The organism is Pseudomonas coronafaciens pv. oryzae str. 1_6 (genome assembly GCF_000156995.2).
Taxonomy (GTDB): Bacteria; Pseudomonadota; Gammaproteobacteria; order Pseudomonadales; family Pseudomonadaceae; genus Aquipseudomonas; species Aquipseudomonas tremae.
In genome coordinates this window covers 2,522,728-2,546,215 of the sequence record NZ_CP046035.1, presented here as the reverse complement: position 1 = coordinate 2,546,215, position 23,488 = coordinate 2,522,728, and the positions used below count along the sequence as shown (strand labels likewise).

Sequence of the window (23,488 nt, the reverse complement as noted above, 5' to 3'; positions counted from 1 at the left end):
CTGCGCAACCCCTCTGGTGCAATCCGGTTCGGAGCTCCCAATGACTACCTCAGCCTCCCCTGAACGCACGGACGTGTCCGGCGCTCAGCCCCCGATCAAAAACCGTCGATTCAAACCGGGCTGGTTTCTGGTCAGCCCTTCGGTAGCGCTACTGCTGGTATGGATGATTGTGCCGCTGGGCATGACCATCTACTTCTCGCTGATCCGTTACAACCTTTTATCACCCGGCGAAAACGAATTCGTCGGGCTGGAAAACTTTCAATATTTTGTGACTGACAGCGGTTTCCTCCCGGGTGCAGGCAATACCCTGCTGCTGGTCGGCAGCGTGCTGGCGATCAGTGTGATCCTCGGCGTGCTGATCTCGGCCTTGCTCGAAGCCAGCGAGTTTTTCGGCAGAGGTATCGTCCGCGTACTGCTTATCTCGCCTTTCTTTATCATGCCGACAGTCAGTGCGCTGATCTGGAAAAACCTGATTTTCCACCCGGTTTCCGGGGTACTTGCGGCCGTGTGGAAGTTCTTCGGCGCGCAACCTATTGACTGGTTCGCCCACTACCCGATGCTGTCGATCATCATCATTGTGTCCTGGCAGTGGCTGCCGTTCGCGATCCTCATCCTGATGACTGCCATGCAGTCGCTGGACCAGGAGCAAAAAGAAGCAGCGCGTCTGGACGGTGCCGGCCCGCTTGCGATCTTCTGGCACCTGACCCTGCCGCATCTGGCTCGTCCGATTGCGGTGGTGGTGATGATCGAAACGATTTTCCTGCTCTCGGTGTTCGCCGAAATCTTCACTACCACCAACGGCGGGCCGGGCTTTGCCTCGACCAACCTGGCGTACCTGATCTATATCCAGGCACTGCTGCAATTCGACGTCGGCATGGCCTCGGCGGGCGGTTTGATTGCCGTCGTCATTGCCAACATAGCGGCGATCATCCTGATCCGGATGATCGGCAAAAACCTCACCGACAAGTCATGAGGACCTTGCCATGATGACTCTCAAACAGTCCCGCCGCCTGCAAAGCCTGTTGCTTGGAACCCTGTCCTGGCTAATCGCCGCGCTGGTGTTCTTTCCGATCTTCTGGATGGTTCTGACCAGTTTCAAGACCGAGATCGACGCCTTCGCGACGCCGCCGCAGCTGTTCTTTACCCCGACCCTGGAAAACTACCTGCACATTCAGGAGCGCAGCGATTATTTCCACTTCGCCTGGAACTCGGTACTGATCTCGTTCAGTGCCACTGCCCTGGCGATGCTGATCGCCATCCCGGCAGCCTACTCGATGGCGTTTTTCGAGACCAAACGCACTAAAAGCACCCTGCTTTGGATGCTCTCGACCAAGATGCTGCCGCCTGTGGGCGTGCTGATGCCGATCTACCTGCTGGCCAAGACCTTCGGCCTGCTGGACTCCCGCCTGGCGCTGATCATTATCTACACGCTGATCAACCTGCCGATTGTGGTCTGGATGATCTACACCTATTTCAAGGACATACCCGGCGAAATTCTCGAAGCCTCAAGGCTGGACGGCGCCAGCACCCGCCAGGAAATCTTTCGCGTGCTGATGCCGATCTGCAAGGGCGGTCTGGCATCCACCGCGCTGCTTTCACTGATCCTGTGCTGGAACGAGGCGTTCTGGTCGCTGAACCTCACCTCGTCTGCCGCTGCGCCGCTTACCGCACTGATCGCCTCCTACTCCAGTCCTGAAGGGCTGTTCTGGGCCAAGCTTTCGGCGGTGTCGACCCTGGCGTGTGCTCCCATCCTGATTTTCGGCTGGATCAGTCAAAAACAACTGGTTCGCGGCCTGTCGTTCGGCGCTGTCAAATAGCCCCGACCCAAAGAATAAAAAGGAGTCCAAAATGGCTAACCTGAGCATCCGAAACCTGCAAAAAGGCTTTGACGGTCACCAGATCATCAAGGGTATCGATCTGGACGTGAAGGACCGCGAATTCGTCGTCTTCGTCGGGCCGTCGGGCTGTGGCAAATCCACCCTGCTGCGGCTCATCGCCGGGCTTGAAGAGGTCACCTCCGGCACCATCGAACTCGATGGCCGCGATATCACCCAGGTCACCCCGGCCAAGCGCGACCTGGCGATGGTGTTCCAGACCTACGCGCTGTACCCGCACATGACCGTCGGCAAGAACCTGTCGTTCGCGCTGGACCTTGCCGGCGGCGACAAGGCCGAGATCAAGAAGAAGGTTGATGAGGCCGCACGCATTCTCGAGCTCGGCCCATTACTGGAGCGCAAACCCAAGCAACTGTCAGGCGGACAACGTCAGCGCGTCGCCATCGGGCGGGCCATCGTGCGCAACCCAAAGATCTTCCTGTTCGACGAGCCACTGTCCAACCTCGACGCCGCGCTGCGTGTACAGACCCGCCTCGAATTGTCGCGCCTGCACAAGGAATTGCAGGCCACGATGATCTACGTCACGCACGATCAGGTCGAAGCCATGACACTGGCAGACAAAGTGGTGGTGCTCAATGGCGGCAAGGTCGAGCAGGTCGGCTCGCCTCTGGAGCTGTATCACCACCCGGCCAACCTGTTCGTCGCCGGTTTTCTCGGCACGCCGAAGATGGGCTTCCTCAAAGGCAAGATCAGCCGTGTCGACAGCGCCAGCTGCGAGGTAGAACTCGACGCCGGCACCCGTATCAACCTGCCGGTCAATGCCACAGGCCAGAGTGTCGGCGCGCCAGTCACCCTGGGTATTCGTCCGGAACACCTGAACCTGGCCCAGAACGGCGATTGCCAGCTGCAGGTCATCGCCGATGTCAGCGAACGTCTCGGCAGTGATACTTATTGCCACGTGCGCACCCATTCCGGCGAGCCGTTGACCCTGCGTATTCGCGGTGATCTGGCAAGCCAGTACGGCGAAACGCTGAACCTGCACCTGGACAGCGCCCATTGCCACCTGTTCGACGCTCAGGGCCTGGTCATTGCCAAGGCCCTGCAGACTGCCGCCGCCTGAGTTCCGGAGAGCCTTTCATGAAACTGAACAAGAACAATCTGTCGCGACTCGATGCAGACATCGCCCTGCCTGACTATGCCGTGGAGAACACCCGTCAAGGGATCGCCCACATCGGCGTCGGCGGTTTTCATCGGGCGCATCAGGCGTTTTATACCGATGCCCTGATGAACAGCGGCGAAGGTTTGGACTGGGGTATCTGTGGCGTGGGCCTGCGCCCCGAAGACAAAGCCGTTCGGGACGCACTGGCGGAGCAGGACTACCTGTACACGCTCTATGAGCTGGGCGACACGCCGGACACCAAAACCCGCATCATTGCCTCGATCAGCGGCATGCTGCTGGCCGAAGACAGCCCGCAGGCGCTGATCGACAAGCTGACCAGCCCGGACATCCGCATCGTCTCGCTGACAATCACCGAAGGCGGTTATTGCATCGACGACAGCAACGGTCAGTTCATGGCCCACCTGCCGCAGATTCAGCATGATCTGGCGAACCCGGAGCAACCGGCGACGGTTTTCGGTTTTCTCTGTGCCGCGCTGGCACGCCGCCGCGCCGAAGGCACGCCGGCCTTCACCCTGATGTCCTGCGATAACCTGCCGCATAACGGCGCGGTGGCCCGCAAGGCACTGCTGGCCTTTGCCGCGTTGCGCGATGCCGATCTGCATGACTGGATCGCTGCAAACGTAAGTTTCCCCAACGCGATGGTTGATCGCATCACGCCCATGACCAGTGCGGCACACCGGCTGCAGCTGGCCGACGAGAAGCACATCGACGATGCCTGGCCCGTGGTCTGTGAACCGTTCGTGCAGTGGGTACTGGAAGACAAGTTCGTCAACGGTCGCCCGGCCTGGGAAAAAGTCGGCGTGCAGTTCACCGATGACGTGACGCCTTATGAGGAAATGAAGATCAAGCTGCTCAATGGCAGCCATCTCGCCCTGACCTATCTGGGCTTTCTGAAAGGCTATCGTTTCGTCCACGAAACCATGAACGACCCGCTGTTCGTCCGCTACATTCGCGCCTATATGGACCTGGACGTCACGCCACAGCTGGCCTCGGTGCCCGGCATCGATCTGGAAGGCTACAAAGACACGCTGATCGAGCGTTTTTCCAATCAGGCCATTGCCGACCAACTGGAGCGGGTCTGCTCGGACGGCTCGTCGAAATTCCCCAAATTCACCATCCCCACGATCAATCGCCTGATCGTCGACCAAGGCAACCTTGAACGTGCTTCGCTGGTGGTAGCTGCGTGGGCGCTGTATCTGAAGGGTGTTGACGAAAATGGGGCGGTTTACCGGATTCCCGATCCGCGCGCCGAGTTCTGTCAGGCGCTGGTCGCTGACGACGCCCTGATCACCCAGCGCTTGTTGAGCGTTGAAGAAATATTCGGTCTGGCCATTCCTCAATCGGCCGAATTCGTGGCGGCGTTCGAGCAAAACGTCAATAATCTGCGCGAACTGGGTGTCAGCGGCACTCTGGAAAAACTTCTCGCCAAAGGGCACTGAGGGACACACCATGTTTCTTGGAATCGACTGCGGCACCCAAGGCACCAAGGCGCTGGTGCTTGATGCCGAAAGCGGCAAGGTACTGGGCGAAGGCTCGGCGCCACACAGCCTGATAAGCGACCATAATGGCCGCCGCGAGCAGGACGTGCAGCAATGGCTGGATGCGCTGCAACAGGCCGTCCGCGAGGCACTGGCCCTTGCCGATGTTTCCGGGCAGCAGATTCAGGCCATCGGTGTGTCCGGCCAACAACATGGTCTGGTGCTGCTTGATGATCAAGGGCAGGTGTTGCGTCCGGCCAAATTATGGTGTGACACCGAAACCGCTCCCGAAAACCAGCGCCTGCTGGATTATCTGGGCGGAGCACAAGGCTCGCAGGACCGTCTGGGTCTGGTGATTGCTCCGGGCTACACCGTATCCAAGCTGCTCTGGAGCAAAGAGCAGCATCAGCACGTGTTCGAGCGCATCGACAAGGTGTTACTGCCCCACGACTACCTCAACTACTGGTTGACGGGGCGCAGCTGTACCGAATATGGCGATGCGTCGGGCACAGGTTATTTCAACGTACGTACGCGTGAATGGGACTTGCCACTGTTGGCCCATATCGACCCGAGCGGGCGTCTGGGCAAGGCTCTGCCGCCACTGATCGAAGCTGATCAGCCGGTTGGCACCCTGCGCCCCGAGATCGCCCGATTGCTGGGGCTCAATCCGGACGCGCTGGTTTCCAGTGGCGGTGGCGACAACATGATGGGCGCAATCGGCACCGGCAATATTCAGCCGGGGCTGATCACCATGAGCCTAGGATCGTCAGGCACCCTGTATGCCTATGCCGATCAGGCGCAGGTCAGTGAGCATCAATCTGTCGCGACGTTCTGTTCGTCATCCGGCGGCTGGCTGCCATTGATCTGCACCATGAACCTCACCAACGCAACAACTGCCTTCCGCGAGCTGTTCGCGCTGAGCATCACTGAGTTCAACCAGAAAATCGCCAGTGCCCCGATCGGCGCCGAAGGCGTGCTGGTATTGCCTTTTCTCAACGGCGAACGCGTACCTGCCCTGCCCGACGCCACTGGCAGTATCGTCGGGCTGGACAGTACCAACCTGACCCAGGCCAACCTGTGCAGGGCGGTGGTCGAAGGCACCACCTTCGGTCTTCGCTACGGGCTGGACCTGCTCCGCGACAGCGGCATACGCAGCGAAAAGATCCGCCTGATTGGCGGCGGTTCGAAAAGTGGCGTATGGCGTCAGATAGTGGCAGACATCATGGACACACCGGTGATCTGCACCGACCACTCGGAAGCGGCGGCGCTGGGTGCTGCGATCCAGGCCGCCTGGTGCTGGTCGAAGGCCAGCGGCAAGGCCCTGGAACTGCGACAGATATGTGAGCGCTGTGTGAGTCTTGATCAGGCCAGCGAGACCCACCCCGTTGCGCGCAATGTGGCCGCGTACCAGCAGGTCTACCAGTCTTATCAGGCACAAGTACGTAACATCTGACCCCTGTACTTTTTCATGGAGCACTTATGTTTCTGGTTTGCGGCGAAGCACTGTTCGATATTTTCACCCGCGCTGACGACGGCAGCTCGCTCAACAGGCTGGGGTTTGACGCGATAGCCGGTGGTTCACCGTTCAACGTTGCCATCGGCTTGCGCCGTCTGGGCGTGGAAGCAACGTTTTTTGCCGGGATCTCCACCGACTACCTGGGCCGCCGTCTGCGCGCGGTGCTTGAGCAGGAAACGGTCGACACCGCCAATTTGGTCGATTTCGACTCGCCCACTACGCTGGCGATGGTTGCAGTGGGCAATGATGGCTCGCCCACTTACAGCTTCCGCGGTGACGGTTGTGCGGACCGGCAGTTGCGCATGGAACACTTGCCTGAAATGAACGAACACATACGCGCAATTCATGTGGGTTCGTTCTCGTTGGTGGTGCAGCCGATTGCCGACACATTGCTGGCACTGGTGGCTCGCGAAAGCTCTACGCGCCTTATTTCCCTGGACCCCAACGTACGTCTTAACCCTGCGCCGGATATCCAGCGCTGGCGCAGCCAGATTGCCCTGTTTGCCGAGCACGCTCACTTGATCAAGGTAAGCGACGAAGATTTACACCTGCTGTATCCGGAAAGCGACCCACAGCAGATCGCCGAGGGCTGGCTTGGCAAGCGCACGCAACTGGTGATCGTCACACGCGGCACTCAAGGCGCCAGCGTCTTTACCCGCCAGCACGGCACCTGGTCGGTACCGGCCAAAACCGTGGTGACGGCCGATACCGTCGGTGCCGGAGACACCTTCCAGGCCGCCCTGCTGACATTTTTGAGCGAAAGACAGCTGGACACGCCAGAGGGTCTGGCGACTCTGTCTAGAGAAATGCTGGGCGAGATGCTGGAGTTTGCCGTCGGTGCAGCCGCGCTGACCTGCACGAAAGTAGGCCCGGACCTGCCGTATCGGCATCAGTTGGGTTGAAATGGCTTATTAAACGCTACCGCCATGCATCCGCTTCAGCTGTGGTGCATGGACGATAGTCTTGGTGAGCACGCTCACTGCCACATTGACAGAGCATTCCAGTCGAGAAGGCCAGAACCCTCTCCTTACAGACTGGACACTCGGATTATGGGAGTGAGCTTACTTACGAAACGGCCATCACAGCTGCCGGACAAGCCACTGAGTTCAGTGGCTGTCAGGCCACCATGCCGGCCTTGATACCTCTGATGCGCGTATTGATATCATCAGCAACATCATTCTGCTTGTCCTTGAGCGCGTCCTGGACTTTCTGGTCGATGGCCAGTTGGTCCTGTGGCGTCATGGCGTCGTAGTTTTTCTGGGTGACGCCCGTCAGCTTCTCGCGCACTTTCTCTTCGGCTGTCTGCTTCAGAGAATCCATGAATTTCTGTTGTACCGAATCCGTCGATGCCGTGTCAGAGGCGCTGGCGGCGTTGGCCACTGAACCGATGAACCCGTTATCGCGGTCTCCCGTCTTCTCCGACAGTGACGTATCACCGGCAGACTTCAGGTTGATCATCATCCGGGCAAAGGATTCGTTGTAACCATTGTTGTCCTGCTTGCTGTCCTGCGATGCTGTATCGCTGGCTTGTGCAACGACCGGTGCCGGACCTGAACTCAGGCCAGCGGAGGCAACCGCGCTGAAAGCGTCCTGGGACACCTCATCCACGGTCTTGCGCCCGACGACCGCTCGGGAAACAAGTTGCTCAAGCGCACTAGTGCCAATAATCATTTCTTCACCTCTTGATGAACATGCTGCGCAAGTTCAACAGCAAGTCCAGTGCCAAGTGTGCAATAAACCATCAACCGCTTGATTTCATTGATCTTGATTTGAAGACACAGCACGCCGACCGTCAAAAACCGAGTGTAACTTGCCGACTGCGGCAAGACTTCGCCGGGAAAACAACGTTGTCAGTCCGATTCGCCGACCGCGTCGAATTTCAGTTGCCCGATGGGCATTGGTGCAGAGAAGTAGTAGCCTTGGGCTTGCGCGGCGCCGATTTCGCGTAGCAACTCCAGGGTTTCAAGGTCTTCGACGCCTTCGGCAACCACTGCCAGGTCAAGGGATTCAGCCATGCGCACGATAGCGCGGACGATGGCCCGGCTGCGCACGCTCGAAACCAGTCCGAAAATAAACGACTTGTCGATTTTCAAACCGCTGAAATGGTACTGATGCACGTAGCTGAGGGACGAGAAACCAGCACCGAAATCATCCAGCATGACCGACATGCCCTGCTCTGCCAGCAGCTTCATCGACAGCCGTGCCTGATCCGGATCAGCTACCAGAGCGCCCTCGGTCAGCTCCAGACACAAACGCCGAGGGGCTACCCCGTGCTCGGCAAGCATCGCCAGAACTTCGGCCGAGAAGGTCGGCCGGGTGATGCTGTAGCTGGAACAGTTCACGTGCACAGGCGGCCAATGGCTGTTTTCCGGCTGCGCCAGAATGGTGATGACCTGCTTGAGCATGTAGAGGTCGAGACGTCCGATCAGGCGCAGGCCCTCCAGTGCAGGCAGAAAACTCTCCGGCGCGATGATCTGGCCATCGGGTGTGCGCCAGCGAATCAAAGCCTCGAGCGCTCGCAATTGCCCGGTTTTGACGCAGACAATTGGCTGAAAATAAGGGATCAACTGATCCGTGCATTTCAGCGCGGTGCGCAGTGCACCTTCCTGCTCGACCTGGTCAAGAACCTCTCGGCGCAGTGCCTGATTGAACACCGCGAAGCTGTCACGTCCGCCATTCTTGACCCTATACATGGCCGTATCGGCATCGCGCAGAAGGTCCGCCGGCTCTTGATGGAACTGGCTGTCGGCGCCCACGACGCCAATGCTGCAGGAAGAAAAAACCGTGTGGTCGTCAATCACGAACGGCTGTTCGAACGCGCTGAGAATGCGTTGCGCGATGTCAATGCCGGTCTGCAGCGGCGCATCGATGCTCAGTACCGCAAACTCGTCGCCGCCCAGCCGCGCGAGCAAATCACCCTCGCGCATGCAACTGCGCAACCGCTCGGCCGCCTGAATCAGCAGAATGTCACCGCAGTGATGACCAAGACTGTCATTGATCATCTTGAAACGATCCAGATCAATGAACATGACACTCAACTGCTGGCCGCTCAGGCAGAATTCCTGCCAGGCCTGCTTGAGGCGATACTGCAGATGACTGCGATTGGGCAGCCCGGTCAACGAGTCGTGGGCGTTTTCATATTGCAGCCTGGCATTGGCCTGATCGAGCTCACGGGTCCTGTCGCGCACCCGTGCTTCGAGGCGCAGATTAGCCGTATGAATGGCTTCTGCCGCATTGCGGCGAGACAATGCGGTATCGATATGGCGGGATACAAATGTCAGAAGCTCCTGATCGCGCTGGGTATAGCTGACGTCCTTCGAGTAGCTCTGGACCACCAGTACACCACGCACCTGATCGCCATCGAACAAGGGGATGCCCAGCCAGGAAAAAGAGGGCGTCGGGTCCTTCTGTACTTCGATCTCTCCGAGGCTTTCGAGCCTGCGGGCATCCTGGTAATCGATAAGGCAAGGTCGCCGCTGACCGATCACATACTCCGTGAAGCCTCGCTGCCCGCGCCGGGAGCGAGGCGGTACAGGTCGGTATTCGTCGATGTAATACGGAAACGTCACCTCGCCTGTGGTGCTGTCGTAAAGCGCGATGTAGAAATTCAGTGCAACCAGCAATTCACCGACGATCATGTGCAGGCTGTGGAACAGCTCGTTCATGTCGCCAGGCTGACTGGAAAGCTCGGCAATCTGGAACAGCGCATTCTGCAAATGCTCGGCGCGCTCCCGGTCTCTCACTTCCTGCCTGAGCGCATCGTTGGCTGCGCAGAGCTGCTGCGTGCGCAGTGCCACCATCTGCTCCAGATCGTTGCGTCGCAGCAGACGCTCCAGGGCCATGGCGACATAGCGCGAGACTACCGCGAACAGTGCCCGGTCCTGGGCGCTGTACACACGAGCCACGTCATACACCTGCATCGCCACCATGCCGAACACTTCATCCGAGGCGTTCTTCAGCGGAACGCCCATCCAGAACTCGGGGAGACGTCCGTAGCAGAAAAAACGGCCCTCATTTGCAGCCAGTTCGATGCACGAAGCATGAAGAAACAAGGGCTGGCCTGTACTCAGGACATACCCGGTCAGGGAGATCCGCTGAGGATCGATGAACTCGAACGTCTCGGGGGCCATCGCTTCGTCATCGAAACGGTCGATGTAATAGGGGTAGGTGATCTTGCCGCACTGTGCGTCGTATAACGCCACGTAAAAGTTTTCGGCATCGACCAGCGTGCCCAGTTGCTGATGGATACCTTGCAGAAAGGCACGACGATCAAGCGGCGAGCTTGCCAGAAGGCTGATTTCATAAAGCGTCTTCTGGGTATTCTGTGCCCTGATCAATGCCGCCGTCTGCAACAACGCACCCAGCCTGCTGGCCAGTTCCACAAGTTGCGGATGATCTTTCTCGGCCATCGGTGCCAGCACCCAGCCCAGCGCGCCTTCCCCCTGACCGGCGATGCGGCGGTAAAGCTGCAACTGATCACAGAATGCATCGAAGTCCTCTAGCGCGATATGCCCCGGCCATACAACGCCGTCATCCCCCTGACCCAGCAAGCATTTGAGTTCACCTGCTGCGTAGGCCGCCCAGGCGATATCCGGCATGTGCGCTCGCGCTGCGTTCAGAACCGCATCGATGGAGCCATCATCCGAGCCGTCGGAGCTGTCATTCGACGCCTCTTCGCAATTGGAGACAACGCTCGGGCACAACTCTATGGCCAGATTTGAGACAGTCATTGAAGCACCAGATGCATAAACCGACGGCAGTCATTTTTGAAAACCATGACCAGAGGTGACAAGCGTGTTGCCACATTGTTGCAAAGTTCATTCCTTTTTGGCAGAGCTCATTCATTCGCTCATGCGGGTATGTGACGCCGGGCACTATCCGGCAACAGGACCGGTCAGATTCAAGTGTGATGTGAAGCCCGTAACAGCCTTGAAGCACACGATGCTGCGCTGCCCCGAGCGGCCTCACGCTCGATTCCCTTACTGAACAGGTGACAGTGATGATCAAGACCTACAGCTATGCAGCGCAATCCGCAAAAGAAGCGCTCAAGCCCTACCAGTTCGAACGCCGCGCTCCTGACGCCGATGATGTGCAGATCGACATTCTCTACTGCGGCGTGTGTCACTCGGACCTGCATACGGCCCGTAATGAATGGCACAACACGCTGTATCCATCGGTTCCCGGTCACGAAATCGTCGGCCGGGTGACAGCGGTCGGCGCCAGCGTCACGCAATTCAAAGTCGGCGATATTGCCGGCGTCGGCTGTATGGTCGACAGCTGCCAGCAATGCGCATCCTGTTCCGAAGGTGACGAGCAGTACTGCGAAAGCGGTTTTACCGGTACCTATAACGGCCCGGTATTTGGCGGCGAAAACACCTTTGGTGGTTACTCCGACACGATCGTGGTCAAGGAAAAATTCGCTCTGCGCGTGTCGCACGATGCCAATCTGGCAGCGGTCGCGCCTTTATTGTGCGCAGGCATTACAACCTATTCGCCGCTGCGCCACTGGAAAGTCGGTCCGGGCATGAAAGTGGGTATCGTTGGCCTTGGCGGCCTTGGCCATATGGGTGTGAAGATTGCACACGCGATGGGCGCCCATGTCGTACTTTTCACCACATCCCCCGACAAGCGCGAAGATGGCCTGCGCCTGGGTGCCGATGAGGTGATCGTGTCCAAAGATCCCGAGCAGATGGCAACTCAGGTCAACCGTCTGGACTTCATTCTTAATACAGTCGCTGCGCCTCACGATCTGGATGCCTTCCTGTCACTGCTCAAGCGTGACGGCACCATGACACTGGTGGGCGCACCGGCTGAGCCGCACCCCTCGCCCACCGTTTTCAATCTGATATTCAAGCGCCGCAGCCTGGCCGGCTCGTTGATCGGCGGCATTCAGGAAACCCAGGAGATGCTGGATTTCTGCGCCGAACACGGCATCGTTTCGGACATTGAAGTGATTGCCATGCAGGACATCAACGAAGCTTATGAGCGGATGCTCAAAGGTGACGTTAAGTATCGATTCGTCATTGATATGGCCAGCCTCAAACAGGAAGCGTCTGCTGCCTGAATGTCGCCCTTTTGAACGGAGAATGGGTGCCAGGGACGGCAACTTCTGCAAAAAAACTTCGCCGTACGTCGCACAACAGGAACTGCTGCACCGCATCTTCACACTTACGTCCCATACTCTGAAAACATATCAGCGATCACACGCCGTTTTGATGGCGCCTATGCCTGTCCTGAAACTTCCCCGGCGATGGACAGCTGATAACAATGAACTTTTTATTACAATTCAGTGACTACAACTTAGCCCCAATGGGGTCTCAAGTTCACAGAGTCCTTGCAGATATTGATGTGAATGGACGTTTAACAGGTGAATGGATTATGAAACAGCGCGCGACAGTCATCTGCAAACGTGACGGCCAAGTGCTTTACGTACGCAAACCGAAATCCAGATGGGCGTTGCCTGGTGGCAAGATCGAATCCGGAGAAACACCCGTTCAAGCCGCGGTACGCGAATTGAGCGAGGAAACCGGCCTTGAGAATCTCGACCTGCTGTACCTTGCGGCCTATGAAAAAGACAAAGTCACTCACTATGTCTTCGTCACGCAGGTTCCCAGCTCCATCGAGCCCTCGCCGCAGAACGAAATTTCCGCCTGCAAATGGTTTGCGCCGAAAAACCTTGGCGACCTCAAAGCCAGCAGCGCTACCAAGACCATCGTCAAATCATACGCCCTGCAAGCCTGAGCCTTGCCAGGCAAGACAGGCGGCATTAAAGGGAACTGCACTGATCGGGTTGAACCGCTGGGCCTGATGCTGTTCTGAAGCAGCAGACGGTCCATTTACTTCACCCCCGTCTCAGGAGATCCCCATGACTCAGACCGCCCTGGTTGTTGGCGCAAGTGGCATTGTCGGCAGTGCAATCACCCAATTGTTGCTCGAACATGATTGGCAGGTAGCCACGCTCTCCCGCAATCCATCGGCCCGACCCGGCGTAATTCCGGTTTCCGCCGACCTTCAAAACCCCGAGTCCGTCAACGCGGCGCTGGCAGATCTGAAGCCCACTCACGTATTTATTACCACCTGGTCGCGTCAGGCCACCGAAGCTGAAAATATCCGCGTCAACGCCGCCATGGTGCGCAATGTGCTGGATGCTCTCCGGCCTGCAGGCAGTGTGCAGCACGTGGCACTGGTCACCGGGCTCAAGCACTACCTCGGCCCGTTTGAGGCTTACGGTAAAGGCACGCTGCCGCAAACTCCGTTCCGGGAAACTCAGGCGCGTCTGGACATCGAAAACTTCTACTACGCGCAGGAAGACGAAGTCTTTGCCGCTGCCGAGAAGGATGGCTTTACCTGGAGCGTGCATCGCCCACACACCGTGACAGGCGTCGCCGTCGGCAACGCCATGAACATGGCGACCACACTGGCTGTCTACGCTTCCATCTGCAAGGCCACTGGCCGGCCATTTGTGTTCCCCGGCTCGCGCGTGCAGTGGGACAGCCTGACCGACATGACCGATGCGCGTCAGCTGGCCCATCAGCAGTTGTGGGCTGCCACGACACCGGCGGCAGCTAATCAGGCTTTCAACATCACCAACGGGGATGTATTTCGCTGGAGCTGGATGTGGGGCCAGATCGCTGAATACTTTGGTATCGAGCCTGCAGCCTTCCCGAATCAGCCTGCCCCGCTGGAAACCCAGATGGCCAATGACCAGGCAGCATGGACGGACATCGTCCGTGAGCATCAGCTCAAGGAAGCGGATATCAACCGACTGATCTCACCGTGGCACACCGACGCCGACCTGGGTCGTCCGATCGAAGTGGTCACAGACATGTCGAAAAGCCGCAAACTGGGCTTCACTGCGTTCCAGGCAAGCGATGATGCGTTTTTCAATGTCTTCGAGAAACTGCGTAGTGACCGGCTTATTCCCTGAGACAGGGTGACTGCTGGTCTGACGACTCCCTTGCCAGCAGCTGGCATGGGAGTCACCATCGCTTAGCGTAAAAAGCGCACAAAAAAAAGGGTCAACCTCTCGGTTGACCCTTTTTTTTACCGCCCAGCAGAGCGGATTTTGTTTGGTAGGCGCGATTGGACTCGAACCAACGACCCCCACCATGTCAAGGTGGTGCTCTAACCAACTGAGCTACGTGCCTGCTGTGGGTCGGCATTCTACGGATATTCGAATACCTGTCAAATTCTTTTTTGCAGTAACTCTCTGAATAATTGAAAATTTTTAGCCTGGTCAACAAACGTAAAACATAAAAAAGGGCCAACCTTTCGGTTGACCCTTTTTTCACCGCCCAGCAGAGCGGATTTTGTTTGGTAGGCGCGATTGGACTCGAACCAACGACCCCCACCATGTCAAGGTGGTGCTCTAACCAACTGAGCTACGTGCCTGCTGTGGGGCGGAATTTTACGGATATGGACATATATGTCAACCTGTTTTTTGCCTAACCCTATGAATTAAAGCGTTTTTTGCAAAATTCTGCGCCTCGACTGTTTTCGCCGGACGCTGGCAGAGCCTTGGCATCTCGGGTACGATCAGCGCCATCGTCAAGAATATTAAACGGAGCATCAGGATGGCAAATACGCCCTATCCCCAGTCCTATTACGCCGCTTCAGCCAACGCTGCGCCGCAACGCCCAGCCCTGCAAGGCGAGGTCGAAACCGACGTGTGCGTCATAGGTGCCGGCTACACCGGCCTGTCCAGCGCCCTGTTCCTGCTGGAGAACGGGTTCCGGGTGACGGTGCTCGAAGCAGCAAAGGTCGGGTTTGGCGCATCCGGGCGTAACGGTGGTCAGATCGTCAACAGTTACAGCCGTGATATAGATGTGATCGAACGTACGGTAGGCCCACGCCAGGCGCAGCTGTTGGGGCAAATGGCTTTTGAAGGCGCGTCCATCATTCGTGACCGGGTTTCGCGCTATGGCATTCAGTGCGACCTCAAGGATGGCGGCGTGTTTGCAGCCATCACCAGCAAGCAACTGGCGCATCTGGAAGCTCAGCAGCGATTGTGGGAGCGCTACGGCCACAACAAACTCGAGTTGATGGATAAGCGACGGATCAACGAGGTGGTGGCCTGCGACCAGTACATTGGTGGTTTGCTGGACATGACCGGCGGTCATATTCACCCCCTTAATCTGGCGTTGGGTGAAGCTGCTGCCGTTGAAACGCTGGGCGGTACGATCTACGAGCAATCTGCAGCAATCCGCATCGAGCGCGGTGCCAGCCCGGTGGTCCATACCGAGCAGGGCAAAGTCCGGGCGAAGTTCATTATCGTCGCCGGCAATGCCTATCTGGGCAATCTGGTCCCGGAGCTGGCTGCGAAATCGATGCCGTGCGGCACCCAGGTCATTGCCACCGAGCCGTTGAGCGATGAGCTGGCTAAAACCCTGTTGCCGCAGGATTACTGCGTCGAGGACTGCAATTACCTGCTGGATTACTACCGACTCAGTGCCGACAAGCGCTTGATTTTTGGCGGTGGCGTGGTCTATGGCGCGAGAGATCCGGCCAATATCGAGGCGATTATCCGGCCGAAAATGCTCAAGGCGTTCCCGCAACTCAAGAACGTCAAGATCGACTACGCCTGGACCGGTAACTTTCTGCTAACCCTGTCGCGCCTGCCGCAGGTTGGAAGGCTCGGCGAAAATATCTACTACTCACAGGGTTGCAGCGGGCATGGCGTGACATACACCCACCTGGCGGGCAAGGTGCTGGCCGAGGCGCTGCGCGGTCAGGCCGAGCGTTTCGATGCATTCGCCGACCTGCCCCACTACCCCTTCCCTGGTGGCCAGATGCTGCGCACGCCGCTCACTGCATTGGGCGCGTGGTATTACAGCCTGCGTGATCGACTGGGATTCTGACCAGCAACCGGCAGATCAACGGCACCTTCAAGATGCCGTTTTTGTTGATTTCATTTAACGCCACGCTCCAGCGTTCTTCTGGCCTCGCCTGCCGCCTGCTCCTGACCCGCCTTTGCCAGCGCGTCGGCCGCCTGCAGCCATCGTTGATGATCGACATTCGCAGGCAACTGGCGAGGTGCTTGCACCAGCACCGCCCAACCGCCTGCGTCTTGCCAGGCTGAGACAAAGCTGCTGAAGCTCATCGAGTAACGACGGTCCATTCCCGCGTTCAGCAAGACAGTTTGCTTGATCCGGTTGTAGCCGATCAGCACCGCATAACGCGGCCCTTTCCAGAACGCGGAACCCTGCGCAAAACGCAGCATGACCGGGTAGCCTGCCGAAACCTGAGCCAGCAGCTCCTGCAACTGGCTGTCGAGCGGGTAGACCATGAAGCCATATTCCCTCGCGACCTTCTGCATGTTCTGCTCCAGCCGGTCTTCGGCACCGGGCAGTTGCAGTGGTTTGTCGAGCAGACCGGGAGTGGTCTGTACCTGCTGATTGGCCAGCATGCTTGCCAGCACCATTGGCCCGCTCTGGTACGCGTTACCCCGGAAGAACGGCACCGACGTCAGTTCGACACGGTCAGGCAGGCGTTTCATCTGCGTCGTAACCATGGATGAACAACCAGCAAGGCTGATGATCAAGGCCAGCACCAGCCATGAACGTCTGGCGCCAGCGGCGCCGTCAATTAAAGAATCCGACAACATGCTTACTCACTTCAACTGATGTCGGGCAACCTGCGACCCGACCTAGGCTCGGATAATAGAGCCGTCCGGGGCTCGGGTATAGCGTTGTGCAGAGGCCCGTTGAGCGGTCCGCAACTAAATCGGTCATAGCCCGATGCCATTGGTCAACTAACCGAAACATGCTTCGTACTAGAATGTCAGTTATCAAGACCGTAGCAAAAGCAGGATGTGGAGGCACTTATGAGCCTGGAACTGACAATCGTGATGCTGATCGCTTCGTGGCTTGCTGTGTCGAGCGCCATGCTGTGGGGGGTAATGCGCATCTCGCGTCGCCATCATCCACGCAGCAGCAGGCCGCTCTTGGTGCAGAAACCCGATCTGACAAAACATGTAAAAAGGCAATCTGCCGTGGCTGGCTGAACACGCTCGCCATGCCAGGGCGTACGCAGACGATGCCTCGAACGCAAAACGGTCGACTCAGTTGCCTGGGTCGACCGTTTTTTTTTCAGCCAGTTCGTCTATCAGCCATGTGATAAACGAGCAGCCTTTCGGCGTCTTGCTCTGCGCACCAGCATGTTCAGCCCTTCAATGGCGGCCGAGAACGTCATGGCAGCGTAGATATAACCTTTCGGTACGTGGGCACCAAACCCTTCGGCAATCAACGTCATACCGATCATGATCAGGAAGCCCAGCGCCAGCATGACTACCGTAGGGTTGTCATTGATGAACTTGGCCAGCGGGTTTGCAGCTACCAGCATCACCACCACGGCGCTCACTACCGCAATGATCATGATAGGCAAGTGCTCGGTCATGCCCACAGCGGTGATGATGCTGTCGATAGAGAACACCAGGTCCAGCATAAGGATCTGCACGATCGCCGCGCCCATGCTCAACGCCACCACCGAACCCAGGGCTTTCTCTTCGTCCGTCTTGACGTCCATGCTGTGGTGAATCTCAGTGGTCGCCTTCCAGACCAGGAACAGGCCACCGGCAACCAGAATCATGTCTTTCCAGGAGAACGCCTTACCGAACACCTCGAACACAGGTTCTGTCAGTTGCACGATATAGGCGACAGTGCTGAGCAGGCCCAGACGCATGACCAGCGCCATGCCGATGCCAAGCTTGCGGGCCTTTTCTCGCTGATGTTCCGGGAGCTTGTTGGTGATGATCGAAATGAAGATCAGGTTATCGATGCCCAGCACGACTTCCATCACAACCAGTGTCGCAAGGGCGATCCAGGCTGCCGGACTTGTCACGAGTTCCAATAGGTATTCCATAGATCACTGCCCTGCCTGAGCCAATAGTTTCACGTTAGATTTCTTTATCGGACTTTTTATCGTTTTCAGCCGAGCCTGGTAGCGGCTCGAGTACTGAAAGTTCCTGTTCGGCCTCGTCAAGCAACTGGGTGGCGGCTTTGTGAGTATCGTCTACCGCTTGTTTCGCCGTATTTGCAGCGGTATCAAGCATCTGCTTTGTCGACGACTCTATCTGATCGCATCCCGCTATGACCACCAGCGAACAGCTCAAAAATGCAGCACAAATGGATTTATTCATGGATTCCTCACCAGACAAGGCCGGACGATATTTCTGGTCCGGCGTTAGAGGCGCATTCTAGACATCTTGAAACATCAGGAAAATTCGATTTTATAACGCGTATACTTCGGTTTTACCGAATCGGCGATTCTTATGCTCAACTACCGTCAGTTGCACTATTTCTGGGTGGTGGCCAAAACCGGAAGCATCGTGCGCGCTTGCGAGCAGTTGAACCTGACCGCTCAGACCGTCAGCGGACAGATCAGCCTGCTGGAGGCTTCACTGGGCGTCGACCTGTTCCAGCGCGTAGGTCGACAACTGGAAATGACCGAAGCTGGCCGACTCGCCCTACCCTATGCAGAACAGATGTTTCAACTGGGCAATGAGCTGGAAAACCTGCTGCGCTCGCAACCGGATGAACAACAGCTGCTGTTTCGTATCGGCGTTGCGGATGTGGTACCCAAATCAATTGTGTATCGATTGATTTCACCGACCATGAACCTGCAGGAATCCATCCGCATCACCTGCCGGGAAGACAAGCTGGACCGGCTGCTGGCGGACCTGGCGATTCAGCGCCTTGACCTGGTGATCTCGGACAGCCCCATGCCGCCGCATCTGGACATAAAGGGCTACAGCCACAAACTGGGCGAGTGTGGGGTCAGCTTCTTTGCGACTCGTGAAGTGGCCGAACGCGTTGGCGACGACTTTCCGCAGTGCCTGCACGGCGCGCCGTTGTTGATTCCGGGTCAGGAAACGGTGGTGCGCGGCAGGCTGATGCGCTGGTTTGCCGAGCAGAAGATTCAGCCGCGTATTGTCGGCGAGTTCGATGACAGTGCGCTGATGAAAGCTTTCGGCAAGTCCGGCAGCGGCATCTTCGTCGCGCCGAGTGTGATCGCCGCTGAAGTACAGAGCCAGTATGCGGTACAGGTGATAGGCCAGACCGACGCCGTGACCGAGTCCTTCTATGCCATCACCGTTGAGCGCAAGGTCAAGCACCCCGGCGTTGTCGCCATCGCCGAAAGTGCTCGAAACCAGCTGTTTACCGACGCAGGTTAAACAGCGAGCGGACCGCGATCATGCTTGATCAGTAACAGTGCAAGCACGATGGCCAGAACGATGATGCCGGCGGCAGCGAAACCGACGCTGCCCAGCCCCAAGTGATCAATGACCCTGCCGCCGATTACCGCACCGATGCCGATGCCCAGGTTGGCACCTGCAATGTTCAACGACGCCGCGAACGCGGGTGCCTCCGGCGCTGCCTTGATCAGACGTACATGACTGACCAGAAACAGCGCGGCCTGAGTGATGCCCCACACCGCCAACGCAAGGGCAAGCGCTACCACCGACTGGATGCTGGGCACCACTGCGATCATGCTGACCACCATAAAGGCGCAAAACACCAGGCTGGCGATCAGCGGATGACGGTCGACCATACGCCCGCCCAGAGAGTTGCCGAGCAGACCGACTGCGCCAAACCCCATCAGGCACCAGCCGACCAGATTGCCATCAAAACCGGCCAGACGTTCAAGCATGTCCGCGAGATAGGTATAAGCAGTGAACATGCCGCTGAATACGAGTACCGACAGCAACACGTGACCTTGCATCATCGGGCTGCGCAAAATGCCTAATTGTTTGAGGATTGAAACCGGGTTTTTCTTCGCAGCGGTTCGTGGCAGATAAACTGCCAGCAGCAGCGCCTTGGCAAACGCCAGGCCCGCCAGCATGAAAAATGCGCTGCGCCAGCCGAACGCATCAGAGATCAGGGTGCCCACGGGAATGCCGAATACGGTGGCACAGACGATCCCGAAACCGATTTTCGCAATGGCTCGTCCAGCGAATTCCGGGCCGACGATGTCCACTGCGGTCTCACTGGCCAACGCCCAGAATACGGGCAGCCCCAGCGCGGGAACCAGGCGCGCAACGCCCATGACGGCAATGTCGGGCGCCAGCGCTGCCAGGGCATTGGAAAATCCGAACAGGATCAGAATGCTGATAAACAGACGCTTGCGCTCGAAGCGCGAGAAATACGCGGTCAGAAACGGCCCGAAGGCGGCAACGGTAAACGCAAACAGCGTCACCAGCAGTCCGGCCTGAGAAACCGTGACATCCAGGTCACGGGCGACCGCAGGTAAAAGACCGACAATAATGAACTCTGTGGTCAGCACGGTAAAACCGGCGGCTGACAACAGCAGTATGGGCAACAGCATGAACACTCCAGAACAACGACACAGGCTGCCGGACAGCAGGGCCTGCGGGGGGACTCAAAACAGGATGTAACGTATGTCGCTCAGTACGTCCGGCACGACGGCGGACTTTACCGAAGCGCTGGCTTTAATGGCACTGCATCTCGTTCGGCCTGAAGCAAGCGTCAAAGGCCCACGCGCGCAGCGTGTGGGAATCTGCGTAACCTCAGGCCAGTCTTCCGGGCTTTCAGCACTTGGGCCCGGTCAACTCACACAAGAACGATTAAAACTTGCCCATGAAATCACGCTTGCCGATTTCGACGCCATTGTGGCGCAGCAGGTTGTAAGCGGTGGTGACGTGGAAAAAGAACTGCGGCAAGGCATAGCTGAGCAAGTAAGCCTGACCGTTAAGACGTTTTTCCTTTTCGGTGCCTGGGCGCAGCACGATCTCGATACCTTCCTTTCCATCAACCTGCTCGGGCGTGATGCTGCCGATGAAGGCGAGGGTCTTGGCCAGCAATGCCTGCAACTCTTCGAAGGTGGTTTCGGTGTCTTCGTATTGCGGGATCTCGACACCGGCCAGACGAGCCGAGGCCCCCTTGGCGAAATCGACGGCAATCTGCACCTGGCGGGTAAACGGCAGCATGTCCGGGAACAGTCGGGCCTGCAACAACGCGGGTGACTGGATCTTCTTCTCGGTCGCGTGGGCTTCAGCCTTGGTCAGAACGTCGCTCAGCGCATTGAGCATTTGCTGAAAGACAGGAATGGAAGCGGCGTACAGGGAAATAGACATGACGTATCCTGAATGAGAAAGGCGCAATTATAGACCGTCCTGACGCAAAACAGCGTGACACTTTCACTGTGCGTGCAGATGCCTGCAGCAGGTGCTGGCAATAATTCCTGCCACACCCTACGCTGATCCCCCGCCATCACTCAGGGAAGCGTCATGTCCATTGAACCCTCCACCACCGAATCCTCCACCGATGCCGAGGCGTTGCAGCTGAACAGTACAGAGGTGCGTATTCTTGGCTGCCTGATCGAGAAGCAGGCGACCCATCCGGAAACGTACCCGCTGACCCTCAATGCTCTGGTCATTGCCTGCAACCAGAAAACCAGCCGCGATCCGGTGATGAACCTGACGCCGGGCCAGGTTGGCCAAAGCCTGCGTGCGCTGGAAGGCCGTGGCCTGACCCGGTTGGTGATGGGCAGCCGCGCTGATCGCTGGGAGCACCGGGTCGACAAAGGCCTGGAACTGGTACCCGCGCAGGTTATCCTCAGCGGTCTGTTACTGCTGCGCGGTCCGCAAACCGTCAACGAGCTGCTCACTCGCAGTAACCGCATGCATGATTTCGAGGACAGCGAGCAAGTCGTCCATCAACTGGAACGCTTGATCGCCAGAGGCCTGGCGACTCTGGTGCCTCGCCAGTCAGGCCAGCGCGAGGACCGCTACATGCACCTGATGGGTGACCCCTCCGACCTGCAGGAGCTCCTTGCATCCCGGCAACAAGCGCCAGAGCGCAGCACGATCAGCCCTGCCGCAAACCAGCGCATCGATGAGCTGGAAGCACGTGTCGCCGCACTTGAAGAACGCTTGGCCAGGCTGGAGTAGACAGCACGCCCTGCCCTTGCGGACAGAGTGTCATCAGCCGGCTCTGGCAAAAGCCGCTGCTCGCTGATACTGCTCATCTGTAGGGCGAACACCGGTGTAAAGCACAAACTGCTCGAGCGCCTGGATCGCTGCCACTTCGTCACCGCTGATGACGCGTTTGCCCGATTGAAGGGCGGCACGTATCAGCGGGGTATCGGCCGGCGTCGCCACAACATCGAAGATCGTTTCTGCAGCATCAATGGCCTGTTGTTCAAACGCCAATTCGGCAGACTGTGCCCCCTGCATCCCCAATGGGGTGACGTTGACCAGCAAAGGCGGACGCGCTGCACCCAATTGTGCCTGCCAGCGGAAACCACAGGCTTCTGCCAGCCTTCTGCCTGCACTCTCATTGCGCGCAACAATCAGACCGTCGATGAAACCGGCGTCACGTAGCGCGAATGCGACCGCCTTGGCCATGCCGCCACTGCCACGCAGAGCGAATTCGCTACGCGGTACGGCATGGCTGTCCATCAACTGCGCAACAGCGATGTAATCGGTATTGAACGCCTTCAAGTGCCCATCAGTGTTGACAATGGTATTGATCGACTGGATGGCCGCGGCAGAGGCATCCAGTTCATCGACCAACGCTATACAGGCTTCCTTGAACGGCATCGACACTGCACTGCCGCGAATCCCCAGCGAACGTATACCCGCCACGGCTGCGGCCAGATCATTGGGCGAAAATGTCTTGTAATAGAAGTTGAGACCCAACTGCTGGAAAAGGTGATTGTGAAAACGAACGCCGAAGTTCCCCGGGCGTGCGGCCATGGACATACACAACTGCGTGTCCCTGTCAGCCGTTACAAGCATGCTGTTTCCTCCAGACGGTAATGGCTTGAATCTTCGACAAAAGCGTAAGCTATGCAGCCATGAATAGTGAAACGCACCTTACATAAAATTTACTCAGCGCTTTCGCAGATTCTTACAATTTCGGTGTCATAGTGTTATCCCGTGGCAGTGCTTGAGAATGATGCAGGCGCGCGACAACGGGTTGAGAGCGAGGAACAGTCATGATTCGTCAAATCCCCAAAATTGCCTTGTTTGTAGGTGCATTGGCCATTGCTGGCCAGGCGAATGCTGACCGTGGCTGGGGTGGCCCTGCCGTGGTGGGTGCTATCGTAGGCGCTGCCGTTGTCGGGGCGGCGGTATCTTCAAGCCATGACAGGACGGTTTACGTAGAGCGTGAGCCTGTCTATGTACAGCAGCGGCCGGTCTACTACGCACCGCCGCCGGTTTACTACCAGCCGGCGCCTGTGTATCAGGTTGTCGAGCGCTACCCGCCACCGCCGCCTCCAGGCTATTACTACCATCGCTATGGCCCACCGCCACCTCCAGGCCCGGGCTATTACTACGGCCCGCCACGCGGTCGCTGGTAACAGAACAAAAAACCCGCCTTTTCAGGCGGGTTTTTCGTTGATGTGCGCACAACATTGCCTACCGTTGCAATGCAGCCAACCGTTGTTGACATCAATGACCACTATTGAGAGCGTCGATTTCTACCTGACCTGCTCGCCCCCTACAGTAGCGACATGG

22 protein-coding genes and 2 tRNA genes are annotated in these 23,488 nt (G+C 57.8%); 14 read left to right on the top strand and 10 right to left on the bottom strand.

The window, feature by feature from the left end:
• Window positions 1-40: 40 nt before the first annotated feature.
• The 6 genes from POR16_RS11590 to POR16_RS11565 are packed head-to-tail and all read left to right on the top strand — an operon-like array spanning window position 41 to window position 6,911.
• The gene (locus POR16_RS11590) at window positions 41-973 is read left to right on the top strand and encodes a carbohydrate ABC transporter permease (RefSeq protein ID WP_024671462.1); all 933 of its coding nucleotides are present in this window, start codon (window positions 41-43) and stop codon (window positions 971-973) included.
• Between the two features lie 10 nt (window positions 974-983).
• The gene (locus tag POR16_RS11585; protein WP_005892983.1) at window positions 984-1,817 is read left to right on the top strand and encodes a carbohydrate ABC transporter permease; all 834 of its coding nucleotides are present in this window, start codon (window positions 984-986) and stop codon (window positions 1,815-1,817) included.
• A gap of 31 nt (window positions 1,818-1,848) precedes the next feature.
• A complete protein-coding gene (locus tag POR16_RS11580; protein WP_005892984.1) occupies window positions 1,849-2,955 on the top strand; it encodes an ABC transporter ATP-binding protein in 1,107 nt (368 codons plus the stop codon).
• Between the two features lie 17 nt (window positions 2,956-2,972).
• Window positions 2,973-4,454: a mannitol dehydrogenase family protein gene (locus POR16_RS11575; RefSeq protein ID WP_005892985.1), complete on the top strand. Its 1,482-nt coding sequence runs from the start codon at window positions 2,973-2,975 to the stop codon at window positions 4,452-4,454.
• 10 nt (window positions 4,455-4,464) lie between these two features.
• The gene (gene xylB / locus POR16_RS11570; RefSeq protein ID WP_005892986.1) at window positions 4,465-5,946 is read left to right on the top strand and encodes a xylulokinase; all 1,482 of its coding nucleotides are present in this window, start codon (window positions 4,465-4,467) and stop codon (window positions 5,944-5,946) included.
• Window positions 5,947-5,972: 26 nt separating this feature from the next.
• Window positions 5,973-6,911: a carbohydrate kinase family protein gene (locus POR16_RS11565; RefSeq protein WP_005892987.1), complete on the top strand. Its 939-nt coding sequence runs from the start codon at window positions 5,973-5,975 to the stop codon at window positions 6,909-6,911.
• 214 nt (window positions 6,912-7,125) lie between these two features.
• Here the strand turns inward: POR16_RS11565 and POR16_RS11560 are convergent, their stop codons facing one another.
• The gene (locus tag POR16_RS11560) at window positions 7,126-7,680 is read right to left on the bottom strand and encodes a hypothetical protein (protein ID WP_005892989.1); all 555 of its coding nucleotides are present in this window, start codon (window positions 7,678-7,680) and stop codon (window positions 7,126-7,128) included.
• Window positions 7,681-7,859: 179 nt separating this feature from the next.
• Window positions 7,860-10,739 (bottom strand): bifunctional diguanylate cyclase/phosphodiesterase, encoded by a 2,880-nt coding sequence (locus POR16_RS11555; RefSeq protein WP_005892991.1) that lies wholly within the window; start codon window positions 10,737-10,739, stop codon window positions 7,860-7,862.
• A 269-nt stretch (window positions 10,740-11,008) separates the two neighbouring features.
• Here POR16_RS11555 and POR16_RS11550 point away from each other — a divergent pair, with 269 nt between their 5' ends.
• The 3 genes from POR16_RS11550 (at window position 11,009) to POR16_RS11540 (ending at window position 13,936) form a co-directional block, all read left to right on the top strand.
• Window positions 11,009-12,073 (top strand): NAD(P)-dependent alcohol dehydrogenase, encoded by a 1,065-nt coding sequence (locus tag POR16_RS11550; protein ID WP_005892993.1) that lies wholly within the window; start codon window positions 11,009-11,011, stop codon window positions 12,071-12,073.
• A 314-nt stretch (window positions 12,074-12,387) separates the two neighbouring features.
• Window positions 12,388-12,750: an NUDIX hydrolase gene (locus POR16_RS11545; RefSeq protein ID WP_005892995.1), complete on the top strand. Its 363-nt coding sequence runs from the start codon at window positions 12,388-12,390 to the stop codon at window positions 12,748-12,750.
• A gap of 124 nt (window positions 12,751-12,874) precedes the next feature.
• A complete protein-coding gene (locus tag POR16_RS11540) occupies window positions 12,875-13,936 on the top strand; it encodes an SDR family oxidoreductase (protein ID WP_005892996.1) in 1,062 nt (353 codons plus the stop codon).
• 143 nt (window positions 13,937-14,079) lie between these two features.
• Here the strand turns inward: POR16_RS11540 and POR16_RS11535 are convergent.
• Both POR16_RS11535 and POR16_RS11530 read right to left on the bottom strand, forming a co-directional pair.
• Window positions 14,080-14,156 (bottom strand) — tRNA-Val (locus POR16_RS11535).
• Window positions 14,157-14,323: 167 nt separating this feature from the next.
• A tRNA-Val gene (locus POR16_RS11530) sits at window positions 14,324-14,400 on the bottom strand.
• Between the two features lie 182 nt (window positions 14,401-14,582).
• Here POR16_RS11530 and POR16_RS11525 point away from each other — a divergent pair.
• A complete protein-coding gene (locus POR16_RS11525) occupies window positions 14,583-15,866 on the top strand; it encodes an NAD(P)/FAD-dependent oxidoreductase (protein WP_005892997.1) in 1,284 nt (427 codons plus the stop codon).
• Between the two features lie 50 nt (window positions 15,867-15,916).
• On the opposite strand, the gene POR16_RS11520 is transcribed toward POR16_RS11525, so the two are convergent.
• Window positions 15,917-16,612 (bottom strand): peptidase C39 family protein, encoded by a 696-nt coding sequence (locus POR16_RS11520; protein ID WP_005892998.1) that lies wholly within the window; start codon window positions 16,610-16,612, stop codon window positions 15,917-15,919.
• 219 nt (window positions 16,613-16,831) lie between these two features.
• Here POR16_RS11520 and POR16_RS11515 point away from each other — a divergent pair, with 219 nt between their 5' ends.
• Entirely contained in the window at window positions 16,832-17,011 is a 180-nt protein-coding gene (locus POR16_RS11515; RefSeq protein ID WP_005892999.1) for a hypothetical protein, read from the top strand.
• Window positions 17,012-17,112: 101 nt separating this feature from the next.
• Here the strand turns inward: POR16_RS11515 and POR16_RS11510 are convergent, their stop codons facing one another.
• Together POR16_RS11510 and POR16_RS11505 are read right to left on the bottom strand one after the other, a co-directional pair.
• Complete coding sequence (locus POR16_RS11510) at window positions 17,113-17,868, bottom strand: TerC family protein (protein ID WP_005893000.1); 756 nt, start codon at window positions 17,866-17,868, stop codon at window positions 17,113-17,115.
• A gap of 34 nt (window positions 17,869-17,902) precedes the next feature.
• Window positions 17,903-18,145 (bottom strand): hypothetical protein, encoded by a 243-nt coding sequence (locus POR16_RS11505; RefSeq protein ID WP_005893001.1) that lies wholly within the window; start codon window positions 18,143-18,145, stop codon window positions 17,903-17,905.
• Between the two features lie 132 nt (window positions 18,146-18,277).
• Between POR16_RS11505 and nhaR the strand changes: the two genes are divergently transcribed.
• Window positions 18,278-19,180, top strand: a complete 903-nt coding sequence (gene nhaR, locus POR16_RS11500; protein WP_005893002.1) for a transcriptional activator NhaR — start codon at window positions 18,278-18,280, stop codon at window positions 19,178-19,180.
• Here nhaR and POR16_RS11495 read toward each other — a convergent pair.
• Complete coding sequence (locus POR16_RS11495) at window positions 19,177-20,331, bottom strand: MFS transporter (protein WP_024670591.1); 1,155 nt, start codon at window positions 20,329-20,331, stop codon at window positions 19,177-19,179. The two genes, nhaR and POR16_RS11495, sit on opposite strands and share 4 nt — an antisense overlap.
• 259 nt (window positions 20,332-20,590) lie before the next feature.
• A complete protein-coding gene (locus POR16_RS11490; protein ID WP_005893004.1) occupies window positions 20,591-21,100 on the bottom strand; it encodes a DUF1993 domain-containing protein in 510 nt (169 codons plus the stop codon).
• A 153-nt stretch (window positions 21,101-21,253) separates the two neighbouring features.
• Between POR16_RS11490 and POR16_RS11485 the strand changes: the two genes are divergently transcribed.
• Window positions 21,254-21,916 (top strand): YceH family protein, encoded by a 663-nt coding sequence (locus POR16_RS11485; protein ID WP_005893005.1) that lies wholly within the window; start codon window positions 21,254-21,256, stop codon window positions 21,914-21,916.
• A 33-nt stretch (window positions 21,917-21,949) separates the two neighbouring features.
• Here the strand turns inward: POR16_RS11485 and POR16_RS11480 are convergent, their stop codons facing one another.
• The gene (locus POR16_RS11480) at window positions 21,950-22,765 is read right to left on the bottom strand and encodes a shikimate 5-dehydrogenase (RefSeq protein ID WP_005893006.1); all 816 of its coding nucleotides are present in this window, start codon (window positions 22,763-22,765) and stop codon (window positions 21,950-21,952) included.
• 200 nt (window positions 22,766-22,965) lie between these two features.
• Here POR16_RS11480 and POR16_RS11475 point away from each other — a divergent pair, with 200 nt between their 5' ends.
• On the top strand, window positions 22,966-23,331 hold the full coding sequence (locus POR16_RS11475) for a hypothetical protein (protein WP_005893007.1): 366 nt from the start codon (window positions 22,966-22,968) through the stop codon (window positions 23,329-23,331).
• Window positions 23,332-23,488 lie beyond the last annotated feature (157 nt).

Excerpts from the sequence above, each read along its gene's own strand:
- POR16_RS11590 (WP_024671462.1), top strand. The coding sequence starts at position 41 with ATGACTACCTCAGCCTCCCCTGAACGCACGGACGTGTCCGGCGCTCAG.
- POR16_RS11585 (WP_005892983.1), top strand. The coding sequence starts at position 984 with ATGATGACTCTCAAACAGTCCCGCCGCCTGCAAAGCCTGTTGCTTGGA.
- POR16_RS11580 (WP_005892984.1), top strand. The coding sequence starts at position 1,849 with ATGGCTAACCTGAGCATCCGAAACCTGCAAAAAGGCTTTGACGGTCAC.
- POR16_RS11575 (WP_005892985.1), top strand. The coding sequence starts at position 2,973 with ATGAAACTGAACAAGAACAATCTGTCGCGACTCGATGCAGACATCGCC.
- xylB (WP_005892986.1), top strand. The coding sequence starts at position 4,465 with ATGTTTCTTGGAATCGACTGCGGCACCCAAGGCACCAAGGCGCTGGTG.
- POR16_RS11565 (WP_005892987.1), top strand. The coding sequence starts at position 5,973 with ATGTTTCTGGTTTGCGGCGAAGCACTGTTCGATATTTTCACCCGCGCT.
- POR16_RS11560 (WP_005892989.1), bottom strand. The coding sequence starts at position 7,680 with ATGATTATTGGCACTAGTGCGCTTGAGCAACTTGTTTCCCGAGCGGTC.
- POR16_RS11555 (WP_005892991.1), bottom strand. The coding sequence starts at position 10,739 with ATGACTGTCTCAAATCTGGCCATAGAGTTGTGCCCGAGCGTTGTCTCC.
- POR16_RS11550 (WP_005892993.1), top strand. The coding sequence starts at position 11,009 with ATGATCAAGACCTACAGCTATGCAGCGCAATCCGCAAAAGAAGCGCTC.
- POR16_RS11545 (WP_005892995.1), top strand. The coding sequence starts at position 12,388 with ATGAAACAGCGCGCGACAGTCATCTGCAAACGTGACGGCCAAGTGCTT.
- POR16_RS11540 (WP_005892996.1), top strand. The coding sequence starts at position 12,875 with ATGACTCAGACCGCCCTGGTTGTTGGCGCAAGTGGCATTGTCGGCAGT.
- POR16_RS11525 (WP_005892997.1), top strand. The coding sequence starts at position 14,583 with ATGGCAAATACGCCCTATCCCCAGTCCTATTACGCCGCTTCAGCCAAC.
- POR16_RS11520 (WP_005892998.1), bottom strand. The coding sequence starts at position 16,612 with ATGTTGTCGGATTCTTTAATTGACGGCGCCGCTGGCGCCAGACGTTCA.
- POR16_RS11515 (WP_005892999.1), top strand. The coding sequence starts at position 16,832 with ATGAGCCTGGAACTGACAATCGTGATGCTGATCGCTTCGTGGCTTGCT.
- POR16_RS11510 (WP_005893000.1), bottom strand. The coding sequence starts at position 17,868 with ATGGAATACCTATTGGAACTCGTGACAAGTCCGGCAGCCTGGATCGCC.
- POR16_RS11505 (WP_005893001.1), bottom strand. The coding sequence starts at position 18,145 with ATGAATAAATCCATTTGTGCTGCATTTTTGAGCTGTTCGCTGGTGGTC.
- nhaR (WP_005893002.1), top strand. The coding sequence starts at position 18,278 with ATGCTCAACTACCGTCAGTTGCACTATTTCTGGGTGGTGGCCAAAACC.
- POR16_RS11495 (WP_024670591.1), bottom strand. The coding sequence starts at position 20,331 with ATGCTGTTGCCCATACTGCTGTTGTCAGCCGCCGGTTTTACCGTGCTG.
- POR16_RS11490 (WP_005893004.1), bottom strand. The coding sequence starts at position 21,100 with ATGTCTATTTCCCTGTACGCCGCTTCCATTCCTGTCTTTCAGCAAATG.
- POR16_RS11485 (WP_005893005.1), top strand. The coding sequence starts at position 21,254 with ATGTCCATTGAACCCTCCACCACCGAATCCTCCACCGATGCCGAGGCG.
- POR16_RS11480 (WP_005893006.1), bottom strand. The coding sequence starts at position 22,765 with ATGCTTGTAACGGCTGACAGGGACACGCAGTTGTGTATGTCCATGGCC.
- POR16_RS11475 (WP_005893007.1), top strand. The coding sequence starts at position 22,966 with ATGATTCGTCAAATCCCCAAAATTGCCTTGTTTGTAGGTGCATTGGCC.